We start from the raw sequence: 17,568 nt of genomic DNA on the forward strand, positions 1-17,568 counted from the left end.
AGCGAAAGCGAGTCCGAACAGGGCGATTTTAGTAGCACGCTCAAGACCCGAAGCGGAGTGATCTAGCCATGGGCAGGTTGAAGCGGAGGTAAGACTTCGTGGAGGACCGAACCCACCAGGGTTGAAAACCTGGGGGATGACCTGTGGTTAGGGGTGAAAGGCCAATCAAACTCCGTGATAGCTGGTTCTCCCCGAAATGCATTTAGGTGCAGCGTCGTGTGTTTCTTGCCGGAGGTAGAGCACTGGATAGGCGATGGGCCCTACCGGGTTACTGACCTTAGCCAAACTCCGAATGCCGGTAAGTGAGAGCGCGGCAGTGAGACTGTGGGGGATAAGCTCCATGGTCGAGAGGGAAACAGCCCAGAGCATCGACTAAGGCCCCTAAGCGTACGCTAAGTGGGAAAGGATGTGGAGTCGCACAGACAACCAGGAGGTTGGCTTAGAAGCAGCCACCCTTGAAAGAGTGCGTAATAGCTCACTGGTCTAGTGATTCCGCGCCGACAATGTAGCGGGGCTCAAGCGTACCGCCGAAGTCGTGTCATTGCAGCAATACGGCCAACGCCGGCTGTGATGGGTAGGGGAGCGTCGTGTGCCGGGTGAAGCAGCCGCGGAAGCGAGTTGTGGACGGTTCACGAGTGAGAATGCAGGCATGAGTAGCGATACAAACGTGAGAAACGTTTGCGCCGATTGACTAAGGGTTCCTGGGTCAAGCTGATCTGCCCAGGGTAAGTCGGGACCTAAGGCGAGGCCGACAGGCGTAGTCGATGGATAACCGGTTGATATTCCGGTACCCGCTGTGAAGCGTCAAACATCGAGCATCGTGATGCTAAGGCCGTGAAGCCGTTCCGGACCCTTCGGGGAAAGGAAAGTGGTGGAGCCGCCGGACCAAGCGGTTAGTAGGTGAGTGATGGGGTGACGCAGGAAGGTAGTCCATCCCGGGCGGTGGTTGTCCCGGGGTAAGGGTGTAGGCCGTGCGATAGGTAAATCCGTCGCACTTGTGGCTGAGACCTGATGCCGAGCCGATTGTGGTGAAGTGGATGATCCTATGCTGTCGAGAAAAGCCTCTAGCGAGTTTCATGGCGGCCCGTACCCTAAACCGACTCAGGTGGTCAGGTAGAGAATACCGAGGCGTTCGGGTGAACTATGGTTAAGGAACTCGGCAAAATGCCCCCGTAACTTCGGGAGAAGGGGGGCCATTCCTGGTGATGACATTTACTGTCTGAGCTGGGGGTGGCCGCAGAGACCAGCGAGAAGCGACTGTTTACTAAAAACACAGGTCCGTGCGAAGCCGTAAGGCGATGTATACGGACTGACGCCTGCCCGGTGCTGGAACGTTAAGGGGACCGGTTAGCTCCATTTCGGTGGGGCGAAGCTGAGAACTTAAGCGCCAGTAAACGGCGGTGGTAACTATAACCATCCTAAGGTAGCGAAATTCCTTGTCGGGTAAGTTCCGACCTGCACGAATGGCGTAACGACTTCTCGACTGTCTCAACCATAGGCCCGGTGAAATTGCACTACGAGTAAAGATGCTCGTTTCGCGCAGCAGGACGGAAAGACCCCGGGACCTTTACTACAGTTTGATATTGGTGTTCGGTTCGGCTTGTGTAGGATAGCTGGGAGACTGTGAACTCTGGACGCCAGTTCAGGGGGAGTCGTCGTTGAAATACCAGTCTGGTCGTGCTGGATGTCTAACCTGGGTCCGTGATCCGGATCAGGGACAGTGTCTGATGGGTAGTTTAACTGGGGCGGTTGCCTCCTAAAGAGTAACGGAGGCGCCCAAAGGTTCCCTCAGCCTGGTTGGCAATCAGGTGTTGAGTGTAAGTGCACAAGGGAGCTTGACTGTGAGACCGACGGGTCGAGCAGGGACGAAAGTCGGGACTAGTGATCCGGCGGTGGCTTGTGGAAGCGCCGTCGCTCAACGGATAAAAGGTACCCCGGGGATAACAGGCTGATCTTCCCCAAGAGTCCATATCGACGGGATGGTTTGGCACCTCGATGTCGGCTCGTCGCATCCTGGGGCTGGAGTCGGTCCCAAGGGTTGGGCTGTTCGCCCATTAAAGCGGTACGCGAGCTGGGTTTAGAACGTCGTGAGACAGTTCGGTCCCTATCCGCTGTGCGCGTAGGAGTCTTGAGAAGGGCTGTCCCTAGTACGAGAGGACCGGGACGGACGAACCTCTGGTGTGCCAGTTGTCCTGCCAAGGGCATGGCTGGTTGGCTACGTTCGGGAGGGATAACCGCTGAAAGCATCTAAGCGGGAAGCCTGCTTCGAGATGAGGACTCCCACCCCCTTGAGGGGTTAAGGCTCCCAGTAGACGACTGGGTTGATAGGCCGGATCTGGAAGCACCGCAAGGTGTGGAGGTGACCGGTACTAATAGGCCGAGGGCTTGTCCTCAGTTGCTCGCGTCCACTGTGTTGGTTCTGAAACCACGAACAACCCGCCCCTGTGCCACGGGGGTGTGCTGGTTGTCTGTTTCATAGTGTTTCGGTGGTCATAGCGTAGGGGAAACGCCCGGTTACATTTCGAACCCGGAAGCTAAGCCTTACAGCGCCGATGGTACTGCAGGGGGGACCCTGTGGGAGAGTAGGACGCCGCCGAACAATCATTGCGAGGAAACCCCGTACCGGGAACGGTGCGGGGTTTTCTGCGTTTACCGCCGTTCACCCCACCAATTTCGTGTCGTACGCCAGGATGACCGCCTGGACACGGTCGCGCGAGCCGGTCTTGGACAGGATGCGGCCCACATGGGTCTTGACCGTGGACTCGGCGAGGTGGAGACGCTCCGCTATCTCCGTGTTGGTCCAGCCCTGACCTATCACCCGCAGGATCTCGGTCTCGCGGTCGGTGAGAGCGGTCAGGCGCGGATCGGGAGAGGCGTCCGGGGCGGTGGCGGCCGGCAGATGGTGGACGTACGCGTCGAGCAGACGACGAGTCAGGCTGGGGGCCACCACCGCGTCGCCCGTGGCCACGGCACGGATGCCGGAGAGCAGCTCCTCCGGCTGGGCATCCTTGACGAGGAAACCGGAGGCGCCGGCGCGCAGCCCGGAGTAGGCGTACTCGTCGAGGTCGAAGGTCGTGAGGATCAGGACCCGGGTGCGGCCGCCGCCCGCGACGATGCGGCGGGTCGCCTCGATACCGTCCACGCCGGGCATGCGGACGTCCATGAGGACCACATCGGGGCGGAGTTCGGCCGTCATACGGGCGGCTTCGGCGCCGTTGGCCGCCTCGCCCACGACCGTCATGTCGTCCTGGCTCTCCAGGAGCATCCGGAAGCCGAAGCGCTGGAGCGGCTGGTCGTCGGCGATGAGGACGGTGGTCACTGCGGGGATTCCTCCGGTAGGTGCAGGTGGACGCGCCAGCCCCGCTCGGGGCGTGGCCGCGGGCCGGCCTCAAGTGTGCCGCCGTACAGGGACGTTCGCTCGCGCATGCCGGGCAGGCCGCGGCCGTCGGAGGGGGCGGGGGCCGGTCCGCCGCGGCCGGTGTCGGTGACGGTGAGGGCGACGGCGCCGCCGGTCTCGTAGGAGAGGTCGATGTGTGCGGTGGCGTCGGGGCCGGCGTGCTTGAGGGTGTTGGTGAGGGCTTCCTGGATGACGCGGTAGACCGTGAGCTGGCGGCCCTCGGGGAGAGTGGCCCGGCCCTGGACGGTCGTGCGGACGGGGAGACCGGCCCTGCGGACGCCGTCGAGGAGCTGGTCGAGGTCGGTGAGGGAGGGCTGCGGGGCCAGCTCGGCAGCCTGGGTGCCGTGCTGCTCCTCTTCGCGGAGGACGTCGAGGAGGCGGCGTAGCTCGCCCAGGGCCTGGCGGCTGGTGGTGGCGATGGCGTCGAGGGCCTGGGCGGCGCGTTCGGGCGATCTGGCGGCGGCGTAGCGACCGCCGTCGGCGAGGCCGGTGATGACGGAGAGGTTGTGGCCGATGATGTCGTGCATCTCCCGGGCTATGCGGGCGCGTTCGGCGGCGGCGGCGAGGCGGCCCTGCTGGTCGCGTTCTGTTTCCAGGCGGCGGGCGCGGTCCTCCAGGGCCTCGGTGTAGTCCCGCCGGGTGCGGACGGTGATGCCGATGAGGGTTGCCACGCCGACGGAGAGGATCTGCGAGCCGACCTGCTGGTTCCAGGAGCCGGCGCTGTCCCCGTAGCGGGCGACCGTGACACAGGTCGGGGCGATCACCACGAGCACCGCCCACCAGAGGTTGCGCAGCGGCAGGCGCAGGGCGATGTGGTGGACGAGGAGCAGTTGGAGCAGGGCCGCTTGGAGGGCGGCGCCCGACCAGGCGTTCACCAGGGCCGCGGGCAGCGTGACGAGCAGGGCGGCCTGGGGGTGGCTGCGGCGCCACAGGAGGGGGACCGAGAGGGCGAGGCTGAGCGCGAGGACGAGGCCGATGGGAACGTCGGGATCGTGGGCGACGTTGCGCCAGCCGCCGGAGGCGTCGATCAGGGCGGCCAGCACCCAGAGACCGGTGAGGTGCAGGTCCCACACGAGGGGACGGCGACGGTCGAAGGCGCGGACCCGCCGGCTGACGCGCTGGACGTACTCGGTGAGGGGTTCGGCCGCTCGGTCTTCCGGCACGGGCTTCACGGGGTCCATCCGACCATGATCGCGGCCCGGCGCGCGAGGGGGCGTCCGCCCGGAGGCCGTATATCAGGTGAGGGGCGTAGTACCCGGGTATTACGGTGGCCCGCATGAGTGCCACGGCCCCCGGTGACTACGTGATCCGCTCCATACGCGCCGACGAATGGCCCGCCCTGAAGGAGCTGCGGCTGCGCGCGCTGCGGGATCCGCTCGCGCACCTCGCCTACCTGGAGACGTACGACGTCGCCGCTGCCCGGCCGGTCTCCTTCTGGCAGGAGCGGGCGGCCGGAGCCGCGGAGGGCGCGTCCGGGGCGCGGCAGATCGTCGCGGAGGTGCCCGGGGGGATGTGGCTAGGCACGTTGACCGTGCTGGTGGAGGAGGCCGGGACGACGGACTGGGCCGGGTTCTCCGTGGATCGGCGGCAGGGGCACGTGGTCGGTGTCTTCGTGCGGCCCGAGTGGCGGGGCAGCGGGCTGACCAAGGCGCTGTTCGACGCCGGGCTGGAGTGGGCGTGGGCGAGCGGCCTGGAGCGGGTGCGGCTCATCGTGCATCCGGACAACGAGCGGGCGCAGGGCGCCTACCGGAAGGCGGGGTTCGCGCCGAGCGGGCGGACGGTCCCGCTGGTGGGCGGGCCCGGTGACTACGAGCTGGAGTTCGTGCTCGAGCGCTGAGGCGATGCCGGGGGCGCCGCTACACCGGAAGCTCGTCGTGGGGCCAGCGGGCCCGGCCCTGTTCGCGGGACCGGAGCAGGGCCAGGGTCGGCATGCCCCGGTCCGCGCCGGTGGCCAGCAGCTCGGGGAGCTGGGGAAGGGGCGCCACGGCCGCGACGTCGTCCAGGACGAGCGTCAGTGGTGGGTCGAGGCGACCGGAGGATGACCGTTCGGCCATGCGCCGGCCGCGCTCGACCACGCTTGAGACGAGCGCCGTCAGCAGCGGCATCGCGCCCGGGCTCGTCCGGGGGTCTTCGATGGATTCACCCACCACGTAAAGGGTTCCCTGTTCGTGGATGAAGGAATCCAAGGCGAGGGCATCATTTCGGTTGGGAGTGCACGCCTCGCGGATGTTGACCGTCGAGAGGGTGGCCAGCGCACGGGTGGTCAGTTGCTGGGCCATGTCCCGGCGTTCGGGGTAGCCGGTGAGGGCACCTTCGAGTTCGCCCGCGGAGCCGGGCGCCGCTTTGGGGTTGGTACGGAGGATGCGTACGGCGTCCTGGACCTGGAGGCCCTGGGACCAGCGGTGGACGTGGCGGACGGTGCGGCCGTCGACGGCGGCGGCGTGCAGGTAGCTGCGCAGCAGGAGTTCCGCGGTGTCACCGACCGCCTGGTCGAGCCGGGCGGTGGGGCGGACCGGGGTGAGGAGGGCGGCCGCTCTGGTGGTGGCCGTCTGCCTGTCCTCGCAGCCGGCGGTGGGGGACCAGTGGAGTCGGTCCGGGGTGTCGCAGAGGTGGTTCGGGTCGTAGAGGTGGGCGGGGCCGAGTTTCGCCCGGGCGTCCTTGGTGTCCGCCCAGAGGGCCGGGTTCGAGGTGATGACCAGGGCGGGGCCCTCCGCGTCCCGCAGGGTCTCGGTGGCGGCCGAGCGGCGGGTGTCCGGCGGGCCGTAGTGCACCGCGCCCTCGACGCGGTTCGTTTCCCACCCACCCACGCGTTTGCCGTCGGCCACAGCAGTGAGGGGCTCGGCCTCCGCGACCGTCTGCTCCGGCGCCCTGGGGACCGGTACCTCGTGCACCGGCTCCGGGTCCGGCACTCGCTCCACTTGCTCCCGCGTCGGCTCCGGCTCCGGCACGGGCGCCGCCGTCGCCTTCACGCGTCGCCCCTGCTGCCGTACCGCGCGCCAGCGGGCGACCGTTCCCATCACGAACACCGTCAGGACGACCAGCACCATCATCTGGCCGATGAACAGCCCCCAGAACAGCCCGTACCCGGAGAGCGCCGTCTCGGGGGTGTCCGGCCAGGCGCCGGGGATGTCGTGGGGCTCGGAGATCAGGTGGCGCATGGCCAGGGGGGTGCCGGTGAAGGTGACGCCGGAGGGCCAGGAGCCGTGGGCGAAGAGCGCGGACAGGCCGGTCGCCGTCCACACCAGCAGGGTCATGCCGAGGAGGAAGGCGAGTATGCCGAGGAGCAGGCCGTCGGGGATGCCGCCCTGCTGGGCCGGCCGCCGGCCGCGGTGGTCGTCCGGTCCGTCCGGTCTCATGCGTCCGGTCCCTCCCGTCTTCCTACGCCACCGTCGATTCGGACGAGTCGCCGATGTGCTGTTCCATGAAGGCCGCCGCCCTTTCCTCCGCCTCCAGTTCGGCGGCGCGCAGGGCGTCGTCGTTGAAGTCGGCGGACGACTCGGTCATCGCGCGGTCGGTGAAGACCAGGGGGCGTTCGGTCTCGGTGATCAGGTGCTTGACCACCTGGACGTTGCCGTTGACGTCCCACACCGCGATGCCGGGGGTGAGGGAGGGGATGATCTCCACGGCCCAGCGGGGCAGGCCCAGTACGCGCCCCGTGGCCCGCGCCTCGTCGGCCTTCTGGGCGTAGATGGTCCGGGTGGAGGCCATTTTCAGGATGGCCGCCGCCTCTCTGGCCGCCGCCCCGTCGACGACGTCCGACAGGTGGTGCACCACCGCCACGAACGACAGGCCCAGCCGTCGCCCGAACTTCAGCAGCCGCTGGAACAGCTGTGCCACGAAGGGGCTGTTGATGATGTGCCAGGCCTCCTCGACCAGGAAGATGCGCTTCTTCCGGTCGGGACGGATCCAGGTGTGCTCCAGCCAGACGCCCACGATGGCCATGAGGATCGGCATGGCGATGGAGTTGCGGTCGATGTGGGAGAGGTCGAAGACGATGAGGGGCGCGTCGAGGTCGATGCCGACCGTCGTCGGGCCGTCGAACATGCCGCGCAGGTCACCGTCGACGAGACGGTCGAGGACGAGTGCCACGTCCAGGCCCCAGGCCCGTACGTCGTCTATGGCGACGTTCATCGCCTCGGCGGACTCCGGCTCGGGGTGGCGGAGCTGCTCGACGATGTCGGTGAGGACCGGCTGGCGCTGGACGATGGTCTCGTTGACGTAGGCGTGCGCGACCTTGAGCGCGAAGCCGGAGCGCTCGTCCAGGCCGTGCCCCATCGCGACCTCGATGATCGTGCGGAGCAGGGCCAGCTGTCCGGTCGTGGTGATCGCCGGATCGAGGGGGTTGAGCCGGATGCCCTGGTCGAGTGCCGCCATCGGGTCCAGCCGGATCGGAGTTATACCCAGCTGCTGCGCGATGAGGTTCCATTCACCGGCCCCGTCCTCGCCCTGGGCGTCCAGGACGACGACCTGGCGGTCGCGGAAGCGGAGTTGGCGCAGGACGTACGTCTTCTCCAGCGCCGACTTGCCGTTGCCGGACTCCCCGAGCACCAGCCAGTGCGGGGCGGGGAGCTGCTGGCCGTACAGCTGGAAGGGGTCGTAGATGTAGCCCTTGCCGGAGTAGACCTCGCGGCCGATGATCACGCCGGAGTCGCCGAGGCCGGGCGCCGCGGTCGGCAGGTAGACGGCCTGCGCCTGGCCCGTGGAGGTGCGGACGGGGAGGCGGGTCGTCTCCACCTTCCCGAAGAGGAAGGACGTGAAGGCTTCGGTGAGGACGGTCAGCGGGTCCCGCATCAGGCTCAGCCCCTACCTTCGGATGCCGGTGGCGAACGGAAGTGTGTTCACGAAGGCGCGATGGTGCTCACGGTCGCACCACTCCAGTTTCAGGTACGACTTTCCGGCCGAGGCCCTTATCGTCCGCTTGTCACGGGCCAGTGCCTCGGGGGAGCGGGAGGAGACCGTGATGTAGCCGACCAGGTTGACGCCGGCCGCGCCGCTGGCGAGGTCCTCGCCCCGCTGGTCCAGGCGGCCGTGGGCGGCGATGTCGCGCGGGTCGACGGTGCGGTTCATCTTGGCGGCGCGGGAGGCCTCGGCCTCGTCGTTCGTCTTCTCCGTCAGCATGCGTTCGATGGCGACCTCGGTGGGTTCGAGGTCCATCGTCACGGCGACGGTGCGGATGACGTCCGGGGTGTGGACGAGGAGCGGCGCGAGGAAGTTCACGCCGACCGGGGTCATCGGCCACTCCTTGACCCAGGCGGTGGCGTGGCACCAGGGGGCGCGGGTGGAGGACTCGCGGGTCTTGGCCTGGAGGTAGGTGGGCTCCATGGCGTCCAGCTCGGCCGGCCAGGCGTTGCGCTTGGTCATCGCCTGGATGTGGTCGATGGGGTGGTCCGGGTCGTACATGGCGTGGATCAGGGAGGCGAGCCGGCCCTGCCCCAGCGGCTGGCGTACGCGGATGTCGGCTTCCTGGAGGCGCGAGCAGATGTCGGTCAGCTCGCGCGCCATGACGACCGCCAGTCCCGCGTCCCGGTCCAGCTTGCGCCCGTTCTGCGGGCGGGCGGCACGGGCCATCGCGTGGGCCTCGGCGGCCAGTTCGCGGTTGTAGTGCATGCAGGCGATGAGGTAGGCGCGGTGCTGCTCGCTGCTGGTGGACACCATGGACTGGAGCTGGTCGTACGACTGCTGCAGCCACGGCAGCGCCTTGTCGTCGCCGCGCTGGGCGACGTCCTTGGCATGCGCGTCGGGGTCGGCCGGGAGGGTGCGGGCGAGCATCTGGATGCGGGTGACGAAGCCGTCGCCGTTGGCCACGTGCTTGAGCAGGGTGCCGAAGCGGTCGACGAGGGCCTCCTGGTCCTCGGAGTCGCGCAGGCCGACGCCGGGGCCCTCGATCTCGATCGCGGCCGTCACCATCTTGCGGTCGGCGTGCAGCAGTACGGCGATCTCGTCCGGCCCGAAGGGCGCCGCCAGCCAGGTGATGCGGCCGATGCCGGGCGGCGGGCCGACCTCGATCTCCCGTCCGTCGAGCCGGGTGCCGGCCTCGATGGCGCCGGAGCGGTAGGTGGTGCCGCGGCGCAGCGTCCGCTTGTAGCTGCGGTTGATCTCGAACCACTTGTAGAACGTGCGGTGCTTGTACGGCACGTAGACGGCCGCCAGCGCGAGCATCGGGAAGCCGACGAGCAGCACGATGCGCAGGGTCAGGACGGGGACGAGGAGCCCGCACATCATGCCGAGGAACGCGCCCACGACGATCAGCGCGATCTCACCGGTCTCGCGGTTGCGGCCGACGATCGCGTTCGGCCGGGCGCGGCCGATCAGATACGTACGGCGGGGCGTGACCGGATGGGACACGTGGGACTCGGTCGTCAACGCCCGTCACCTCCTGTGCTGTTTTTGCTGTTACGGGTGTTGCTTGCGTGGGGCGTGTTCACCGGGCTGCCGGAGCGTGGTGCGGGTGCGGCGGAGGGGACATTTCCGCCGCCGCCGTTCGAGGGGCGCGAGCTGTGCGCGGCGACTCCGCCGGAGGCGGGGTTCGAGGGACGGGACGCGGAGGAGGAGCTGGACTGGCCGCCACCGCCGCCTCCGCTGTCGCCGTTGTGGCGGGTGCTGTGGGTCCTGATGCCCTGGGCGACCAGGTTCGCCGGGGAGCTGATCACGGCTGCGGCCTTGCCTTCGGCGCCCTGCATGATGCGGTTGTTGCGGCCGTTCGCGATCTCGTCGCCGAAGCCGGGGACGAAGCGGTAGATCATCGCGGACGCGAAGATGGCGAGCAGGATGATGGCGAGGCCGGAGACGACGGCCGAGAAGGCGTCCGGCCCGTCGTCGGCGGAGAGCGCCCCGGCGAGCCCGAGCACGATCACGATGACGGGCTTCACGAGAATGACCGCGATCATGATCCCGGCCCAGCGGCGGACGTGGCCCCACAGGTTCTTGTCGACCAGGCCGGCGTAGACGACGGTGCCGAGCAGGGCGCCGACGTAGAGCAGGGCGGCGCGGATGACGAGTTCCAGCCAGAGGACGCCGGCGGCGAGGATCGACACCAGGGAGACGACGATCAGCATGATCGGTCCGCCGCCGATGTCCTCGCCCTTCTCCAGGGCGGCGGAGAACGTGCCGAAGAAGGTGTCCGTCTGCTCGCCGGTCGCCTTGGCGAGTACGTCGGTGACGCCGTCGGTCGCCGATACGACCGTGTACAGGATCAGCGGCGTGAAGGCCGACGCCAGGACGGTGAGCCAGAGGAACCCGATGGCCTCGGACAGCGCGGTGGTGAGGGGGACGCCGCGCACGGCACGCTTCGCCACCGCGAGGAGCCACAGGAGCAGCGTGAGGATCGTCGACGCCGCGAAGACGACGGCGTACTGCTGGAGGAACGTCGGGTTCGTGAAGTCGACGTTCGCCGTGTCCTGGACGGCGGCGCTGAGCTTGTCGATGGTCCAGGAGGCGGCGTCGGCACAGCCCTTGGCGAGGGAGGAGAGGGGGTCGAGGGCGGAGGTGGGGGAGTCGAGGGTCCCGCCACCGCCACCTCCGGTGGAGCCGCCGCCTTCGCCTCGTTCGCAGTAGTCCTTGGCGGGGCCGTGGATCAGGTCGCAGGGGTCATCGCTCGGGGTGGGCGACGGAGTGGGGGCGGCGAAGGCGCGGGTGGCGAAGAGGACCGCTGCCGTCTGGACGGTCATGACGACGCCGGTCAGCTCGAGTACGCGGCGGCTAGCGGGCATACGTGAACCCTCCGTACTCCTGGACGGCCTTCGCCATCTCGTCCGCGCTGGAAGCCTTGTCGTCGCCGGGAATCGGCGCCGGGCCGTCCTTCTGAGAGTGCGTCACGATCTTCCAGTCACCATTGACCCACTCAAGCTTCATGGTGATCGTGAACCAACTGTTCGTGACCGGGGCTGTGGAGTTCTGCCCCGCGAGCCCGAGGAGACCGCTGCACCAGACTTCGACGGTCGCTTTGTCGGCCGAGTTCTCGGTGACCTTGGTGCCGATCGGGCTCGTACGGGACACGAAGGTGTAGCCCTTCGGCGTGGAGCCGTCCTCGTTCAGTCCGACGTTCTTGTTGAAGCCCGGGCTGTATGCCTTGTCCAGAGTGGCCTCGAAGTCCGTCACTCTGGAGGGAACGATGATGGCCTGGAGGATCGAGTCACGTTTGGCCTTGTCGAACATGTCGGCCGAGCCCAGAGCCACCGCATAGTTCGCCGCCGCGCTCTGTGCCCCCTGCTCGTCCCGGGCGAAGCCCGCCTGCACCGGCTGCGTACCGGACGGCGCTGTCGACGAGGCCTTCGGCTTGTCCGCGGCCGTGTCGTCCGGGGATGCGGAATCGTCTCCTCCACGGTTCGCGAAGGCGATCGCGGCGATGAGGAGGACGACGACGCCGACCACGGTGACCAGGCTCCGGGACGACGAGCGGCCGCCGCGACGGGGGCCGCCGTAGCCGTCGCCGTCCCCGTCGGGCAGCCGTGTCCGTGTCTGACCCGTGCCGCCGTAACCGCCGGAGGACTGGTGGTCGTCTCCGAGACTCATGCCGCGTACGCCCCCTCGACGTCGTGCCTGCCGTAGAAGTACGACGGTAGCCGTGCTGGTTCCCGCGCGGGCGCGGTGTGGTGACTCGACATCAGGGAAACGCAACCTCAGCCGGTTGGCACGACGGGCGGGTGGGGTGGAGGGGTGGAACGGATGCGCGCCGGGCTACACGGCCATTCCGTACACGATGGTGAAGAGCGTGCCGAGCGAGCCGATGATGAACACGCCCGTCAGGCCCGCGACGATGAGGCCCTTGCCCTGCTCCGCGCTGAAGGTGTCGCGGAGCGCGGTGGCACCGATGCGCTGCTTGGCGGCGCCCCAGATGGCGATGCCGAGGCAGAGCAGAATCGCGACGGCCATCACCACCTCGATCATGATCTTGGCCTCGTTGCCCAGGCTGCCGAAGGGGCCCCAGTCCGGAGCGATCCCCCCGATGATGGTGTTGATGTCTCCCTCGTCGGCCGCAAAGAGCATGTAAGTCACCGCCCCTGTTGGGTAGTTCCGCACCCTCTGCGGACGTGCAGAGGTCAGGCCTCATTGTCGCCGACAATGGCGCCGTCGTATGTCGACTTGGCGTCATTGATTGGCGGGTTTCGTACGAATAGCTTGCCACCGGTCCGCGCCGGGCCCTAACAGGGTTGCGCGGACCGGTATGCAAAGGTCGTATGGTCACTCTGTGTATCACGTCCGGTTACGCCGGGCAATGAGGCTGGGGCGCAACCTGTCGTGTGGTTGCGTCGTTGGGCCCTTCTGCGAAGTGATCGGACTCGCCCGTCCGCACGTCGAGCGGGAAGGCTTCCCACTTCTGACGATCCGTCGTGACGGCGGCCCGGGGCCGCCGGTGCCGTGGACGCGGACGGCGCAGTCGGGGTCGTCCCCGTGAGTGAAGGTGACCTGGGTCTGCGCCGGCCGGGGTGCTTGTGCGTCGACATGGCCGGAAAGTGTTATTGAACGGCTCCGACATGGGGGAGAGTTGGGCCATGCGCAAGATGTGGGTCGGCGCCGGTGTCGCGGTCGCGGGCGGGATGGGCTTCGTGATGCTGCTCGTCGTGGGCGTCTACCTCGTCGCCGGCAACCTGGCGGGCGGCGCCGGCGGCGGAGCCAAGAAGCTCGCCAAGGGGTCGGTGCCCGCGGCGTACCAGCCGCTCGTGCAGAAGTGGGGCAATCTCTGCCCCGCCATCAACCCCGCGCTGCTCGCCGCCCAGCTCTACCAGGAGAGCGGCTTCAACCCGAGGGCGCAGAGCCACGCGGCGGCGCAGGGCATAGCGCAGTTCATCCCCGGGACGTGGGCCACCCACGGGATCGACGGGGACGGGGACGGCGACCGGGACGTGTGGGACCCGAAGGACGCCATCCCGTCGGCGGCGTCTTACGACTGCTCCCTCGCGTCGTACGTGAAGGACGTGCCCGGCGATCCGACCGAGAACATGCTGGCCTCCTACAACGCGGGGGCTTACGCGGTCATCAAGTACCAGGGTGTGCCGCCCTACAAGGAGACCCAGAACTACGTCAAGGTGATCACGACCCTGGAGAAGAGCTTCGCGGCCCCCGAGACGCGGGTCGATCCGTCCGAGCAGGCCGCCGGGGCCATCGCCTACGCGCAGAAGAAGCTCGGGACGCTCTATCTGTGGGGCGGGAACGGGACGCCTGAGCAGGGTGGGCGGTTCGACTGTTCGGGGCTGACCAAGGCGGCGTACGAGAGTGTGGGGATCAAGCTGCCGCGGGTCGCGAACGACCAGTACAACGCGGGGCCGCATCCGTCGCGGGACGAGTTGATGCCCGGCGACCTGGTGTTCTTCTCGGACGATCTCACCAACTCCCGGGCCATCCGGCATGTGGGGATTTATGTCGGCGGCGGATACATGATCGACGCGCCGCGGACGGGTGCTGTGATCCGGTTCGACCCGATCGACACCCCTGATTACTTCGGGGCCACCCGGGTGACCGAGGATGGCGCGAAAGCGCTGCCCACGACGGTGTGAATGCCATGGTTTGGACGCAGCGTGAATCCATGCCCTGAGCTGCGGCGACGTGTTTCTCTTCGATAACGTCTGCGTGATCATTCGGTGGAGCGTGGAACGTATCAACGGGGGCCGTGCGTTCCTGTTGACGTGTAGGTGTGCGGGCCGAGAAGGAACCGGCGGATCTACGACCACGGGGGTGGCAGAAGAGGCGTGCGCTCGGTGCGCCGGAGGACATGACGAAGGGGCCGCAGCACCATGGCTGGACTCGCCGAATCCGGGTCGAACCCCGACGTCGAGCTGCTCTACGACATCAACGGCCTGGCCAAGGATGCACCGCACTGGTTCGACCGGGTCATGGAGTTCGTGGGTGAGTACGGACTGCTGTTCGCGATCGTGCTGCTGGTGCTGTGGTGCTGGTGGTCCGTGCGGCGGCGGGGCGGCGAGGACGCGGCCTCGAACGTGGCGGCACTCGTGTGGGCGCCGCTCGCGGCCGGTGTCGCGGTACTGGTCAACGTGCCGATAAGGGGTTTCGTCGAACGGCCGCGGCCGTTCAAGTCCCATGACGGGCTGGAAGTGCTCGTCGCGGGGAAGGACGACTTCTCCTTCGTGAGCGATCACGCCACGCTGTGCATGGCCCTGGCCGTCGCCCTGTTCGTCGCCAACCGGAAGTTCGGGCTCCTCGCCATCGTGCTCGCGGTGTTCGGCGGGTTCATCCGGGTCTACATGGGCGTGCACTACCCGACGGACGTCGTGGGCGGCTTCGCCCTCGGTACGGCGGTCGCGCTGCTGCTGTCGCCGGTCGCCATGGCCCTGCTGACGCCGTTGACCCGGGCCGTCGAGCGGTCACCCCGGGTGGGGTGGCTGGTCAGCGCGCGGGGGCGAGGGGACGCCGCCGGGCGCGACGCCGTGATCCCGGGGGCGCGCAAGGAGAGTGCGGAGGCGGGAGAGCGGGACCTCGCCGCCTGAGACGTCAGGTCGGTGCGTGGGTCTTCGCGTCCGTACGGGCCTGGCTTCTCGCTCTGCGGGCCGGGCCTCGCCAGCCGCAGGTGCAGCGGGCCAGGCAGAACGGGCCCTGTTCGACCGTCCTCGTGAGGTGTTCCGGGACTTCCTGGGGAGCTTCGAGACCTTCCTGCTGCGCCACGCCCACAACGTTACCGGGGTCGCCTGCCCCTCGTTAACCGGGACGGCAGGGGGTCCGGAACACGTGTGACGGCTGGGTAGGTGGCGATGGTCGGGTGGGAGAGGGAGCGGCGAAGTAGGAGGGTGGGCGGGGGGCTCGTCCTCACCGGGGGCGTGATCTGCGCGTGTCTGGCCGGGAGCGGGTGCTCCGGGCAGGGGGCCGCCGCTCAGGGGACGGGCGGCGGCGATCCGGTCGCCGTGCTGCACCGGGCCGCCGACCGGCTGGTGGCCGCCGGGAGCGCCAAGGCGCGCACCGCGATGGAGATGGCCAGCGGCGGGACGCGGGTGACCATCCGGGGCGAGGGCGTGTACGACTTCGAGGGGCGGCTCGGGCGGCTGAAGGTCCGGCTGCCGCAGGACCCGGCGGGGTCCAGTGAGCATCGGCCGATCACCGAACTGCTCGCACCGGGTGCCCTTTTCATGAAGAACCGCGGGGCCGGCGTGCCCGACGACAAGTGGGTGCGGGTGGAGACCGCGTCGCTGTCCGACGGAAACCTGGTGACCGGCGGCGCGACCGACCCCTTCGCCGCCGCCGAGGTGCTGCGCGGGACCCGGACGGCGACGTACGTGGGGCGGACGGAGGTCGCGGGGACCGCGGTGCGGCACTACCGGGGGACCGCCGACCTCGCTCGGGCGGCGCGTGGCGCGTCGGACGGGAACAGGCAGGCGCTGGCCGCGGCGGCGAAGGGGTTCGCCACCGCCGAGGTGCCGTTCGACGCCTACCTCGACGACGAGGGCCGTATCCGCAAGGTCCGGCACCGCTTCAGCTTCACCAACGGGCGGGACGAGGGCACCGTGGCCGTCGCCTCGACGACGCTGCTCTACGATTTCGGCGCCGCCGTCCGCGTACGGTTGCCGGAGGACCGGGACATCTACGCCGGCAAGATCGCCGCAGAGCCGGGGGAGCCGGAGGAGCCGGGGGAGGCGTCGGGCGAGGGGTCGGGCGGCAAGAACTAGCCCTTCCGTGCCATGCGCGGTGTGTAGGCCGCTCCCTACTCTAGGAAGTCGGTGACGGCAGAGACGAGGTGACGCGCGTGGCTCCGGTCGGCGGTACGACGGTTCAGGACCACGTGGCCCTCGCCGAGATCGAGCTGTGCGGCGAACTGATCATCGCGGCGTCGGCGGCCCGGGAGCGGCTCAGCCTGGAGAGCATCGACGAGGTGCTGCGGGTGGCCGAGGAGCGAGGGGCCGGGGCCGACCAGTAGGAAGCCGGCCGGGCGCGCGGGCGGGCGGGCGGTCCTGCCGGCTCCGGGGTCAGGTGCGCAGGAGGCGGCCGATCGCCTTCGTCGCCTCCTCCACCTTCGCGTCGATCTCGGCGCCGCCCTTGACGGCCGCATCGGCGACGCAGTGGCGCAGGTGCTCCTCCAGGAGCTGCAGCGCGAAGGACTGCAGGGCCTTCGTCGAGGCGGAGACCTGGGTGAGTATGTCGATGCAGTAGACGTCCTCGTCGACCATCCGTTGCAGGCCGCGGATCTGGCCCTCGATGCGGCGCAGGCGCTTGAGGTGCTCGTCCTTCTGTTTGTGGTAGCCGTGCACACCGCGGTCGTGGTCGGTCACGATGTCCGTCCCGTCCGTCCCGTCCGTCTCCACCGCGTCCACGGCGGGGGAGGGCGCACCTGCGCCGGCCTCGGTGGTCGTCATCGCGTCCTCCTGTTGTGGGGCAGAGTGGGCAGAGTGGGCAGAGTTCGGGCAGATAGCGGACATATACCCCTGGCGGGTATATGGTAACGAACTTTGCGGGGTAGGGGGCCCTTGACAGAGCCCCTGGCGTCGCCCCCCTGCTCATCACTCTGCCTGATGGGCGACACTGGGGGACGGCCCGTTAGCCGTGGCCGGATGATGCGCCTAGCATCAGCCTGACCGAAACCGATGCACCCCGAGGACCCCACGTGCGCTTTCGTCTGACCCCCAGGGAGACGAGCTTCTACGACATGTTCGCCGCCTCCGCGGACAACATCGTCACGGGCTCCAAGCTCCTGATGGAACTGCTCGGGGCGGACGCATCCGCCCGGGCCGAGATCGCAGAGCGTATGCGGGCCGCCGAACACGCAGGTGACGACGCGACCCACGCGATCTTCCACCAGCTGAACTCCTCGTTCATCACGCCCTTCGACCGCGAGGACATCTACAACCTCGCATCGTCCCTCGACGACATCATGGACTTCATGGAGGAGGCCGTCGACCTGGTCGTCCTCTACAACGTCGAGGAACTGCCCAAGGGCGTCGACCAGCAGATCGAGGTGCTGGCGCGGGCCGCCGAGCTGACGGCCGAGGCGATGCCGAACCTGCGCACCATGGACAACCTCACCGAGTACTGGATCGAGGTCAACCGGCTGGAGAACCAGGCCGACCAGGTCCACCGCAAGCTGCTCGCCCACCTCTTCAACGGCAAGTACGAGGCCATCGAGGTGCTGAAGCTGAAGCAGATCGTGGACGTTCTGGAAGAGGCGGCCGACGCCTTCGAGCACGTGGCGAACACGGTGGAGACCATCGCGGTCAAGGAGTCCTGACCTCTTC

Annotated in this window: 15 protein-coding genes and 2 rRNA genes (1 of these 17 running past the window's edge); 8 read left to right on the plus strand and 9 right to left on the minus strand. The window is 68.2% G+C overall.

Annotated features, from left to right (window positions below):
* Both RI578_RS21505 and rrf read left to right on the plus strand, forming a co-directional pair.
* Positions 1-2,393, plus strand: a 23S ribosomal RNA gene (locus RI578_RS21505) (it extends 728 nt beyond the left edge of the window).
* An 89-nt stretch (positions 2,394-2,482) separates the two neighbouring features.
* Positions 2,483-2,599 (plus strand): 5S ribosomal RNA (gene rrf, locus RI578_RS21510).
* A gap of 60 nt (positions 2,600-2,659) precedes the next feature.
* Here rrf and RI578_RS21515 read toward each other — a convergent pair.
* Positions 2,660-3,319, minus strand: a complete 660-nt coding sequence (locus RI578_RS21515) for a response regulator transcription factor (protein WP_310872574.1) — start codon at positions 3,317-3,319, stop codon at positions 2,660-2,662.
* Complete coding sequence (locus RI578_RS21520; protein WP_310872575.1) at positions 3,316-4,578, minus strand: histidine kinase; 1,263 nt, start codon at positions 4,576-4,578, stop codon at positions 3,316-3,318. Before RI578_RS21520 ends, RI578_RS21515 begins: the two co-directional genes overlap by 4 nt.
* A 95-nt stretch (positions 4,579-4,673) precedes the next feature.
* On the opposite strand from RI578_RS21520, the gene RI578_RS21525 reads away from it, so the two are divergent.
* Positions 4,674-5,234: a GNAT family N-acetyltransferase gene (locus tag RI578_RS21525; protein ID WP_310872576.1), complete on the plus strand. Its 561-nt coding sequence runs from the start codon at positions 4,674-4,676 to the stop codon at positions 5,232-5,234.
* 19 nt (positions 5,235-5,253) lie between these two features.
* Here RI578_RS21525 and RI578_RS21530 read toward each other — a convergent pair whose 3' ends face one another.
* The 6 genes from RI578_RS21530 to RI578_RS21555 form a co-directional block, all read right to left on the minus strand.
* Complete coding sequence (locus tag RI578_RS21530; RefSeq protein WP_310872577.1) at positions 5,254-6,753, minus strand: type IV secretory system conjugative DNA transfer family protein; 1,500 nt, start codon at positions 6,751-6,753, stop codon at positions 5,254-5,256.
* Between the two features lie 22 nt (positions 6,754-6,775).
* Complete coding sequence (locus RI578_RS21535) at positions 6,776-8,188, minus strand: ATP-binding protein (RefSeq protein ID WP_121747796.1); 1,413 nt, start codon at positions 8,186-8,188, stop codon at positions 6,776-6,778.
* Between the two features lie 12 nt (positions 8,189-8,200).
* Positions 8,201-9,760 carry an SCO6880 family protein gene (locus RI578_RS21540; RefSeq protein ID WP_310872578.1) on the minus strand — a complete coding sequence of 520 codons (1,560 nt, stop codon included), beginning with the start codon at positions 9,758-9,760 and terminating at the stop codon, positions 8,201-8,203.
* On the minus strand, positions 9,757-11,106 hold the full coding sequence (locus RI578_RS21545; protein ID WP_310872579.1) for a hypothetical protein: 1,350 nt from the start codon (positions 11,104-11,106) through the stop codon (positions 9,757-9,759). The genes RI578_RS21540 and RI578_RS21545 overlap by 4 nt, the downstream gene beginning before the upstream one ends.
* On the minus strand, positions 11,096-11,908 hold the full coding sequence (locus RI578_RS21550) for a hypothetical protein (protein WP_310872580.1): 813 nt from the start codon (positions 11,906-11,908) through the stop codon (positions 11,096-11,098). Before RI578_RS21550 ends, RI578_RS21545 begins: the two co-directional genes overlap by 11 nt.
* A 165-nt stretch (positions 11,909-12,073) precedes the next feature.
* Entirely contained in the window at positions 12,074-12,382 is a 309-nt protein-coding gene (locus tag RI578_RS21555) for a hypothetical protein (protein WP_121747793.1), read from the minus strand.
* A 488-nt stretch (positions 12,383-12,870) separates the two neighbouring features.
* On the opposite strand from RI578_RS21555, the gene RI578_RS21560 reads away from it, so the two are divergent.
* From RI578_RS21560 to RI578_RS21575, 4 genes are all read left to right on the plus strand, one after another.
* Entirely contained in the window at positions 12,871-13,890 is a 1,020-nt protein-coding gene (locus RI578_RS21560) for a bifunctional lytic transglycosylase/C40 family peptidase (RefSeq protein WP_310872581.1), read from the plus strand.
* A gap of 237 nt (positions 13,891-14,127) precedes the next feature.
* The gene (locus RI578_RS21565) at positions 14,128-14,838 is read left to right on the plus strand and encodes a phosphatase PAP2 family protein (protein ID WP_310872582.1); all 711 of its coding nucleotides are present in this window, start codon (positions 14,128-14,130) and stop codon (positions 14,836-14,838) included.
* 261 nt (positions 14,839-15,099) lie between these two features.
* Positions 15,100-16,008: a hypothetical protein gene (locus tag RI578_RS21570; RefSeq protein ID WP_310875827.1), complete on the plus strand. Its 909-nt coding sequence runs from the start codon at positions 15,100-15,102 to the stop codon at positions 16,006-16,008.
* 68 nt (positions 16,009-16,076) lie between these two features.
* Positions 16,077-16,256, plus strand: a complete 180-nt coding sequence (locus RI578_RS21575; RefSeq protein WP_310872583.1) for a hypothetical protein — start codon at positions 16,077-16,079, stop codon at positions 16,254-16,256.
* A 49-nt stretch (positions 16,257-16,305) separates the two neighbouring features.
* On the opposite strand, the gene RI578_RS21580 is transcribed toward RI578_RS21575, so the two are convergent.
* The gene (locus RI578_RS21580; protein ID WP_310872584.1) at positions 16,306-16,692 is read right to left on the minus strand and encodes a metal-sensitive transcriptional regulator; all 387 of its coding nucleotides are present in this window, start codon (positions 16,690-16,692) and stop codon (positions 16,306-16,308) included.
* Positions 16,693-16,940: 248 nt separating this feature from the next.
* Here RI578_RS21580 and RI578_RS21585 point away from each other — a divergent pair, with 248 nt between their 5' ends.
* Positions 16,941-17,561 (plus strand): DUF47 domain-containing protein, encoded by a 621-nt coding sequence (locus RI578_RS21585; protein WP_053133402.1) that lies wholly within the window; start codon positions 16,941-16,943, stop codon positions 17,559-17,561.
* Positions 17,562-17,568 lie beyond the last annotated feature (7 nt).

The sequence above is a fragment of the Streptomyces sp. BB1-1-1 genome (assembly GCF_031597775.1).
GTDB lineage: Bacteria > Actinomycetota > Actinomycetes > Streptomycetales > Streptomycetaceae > Streptomyces > Streptomyces thinghirensis.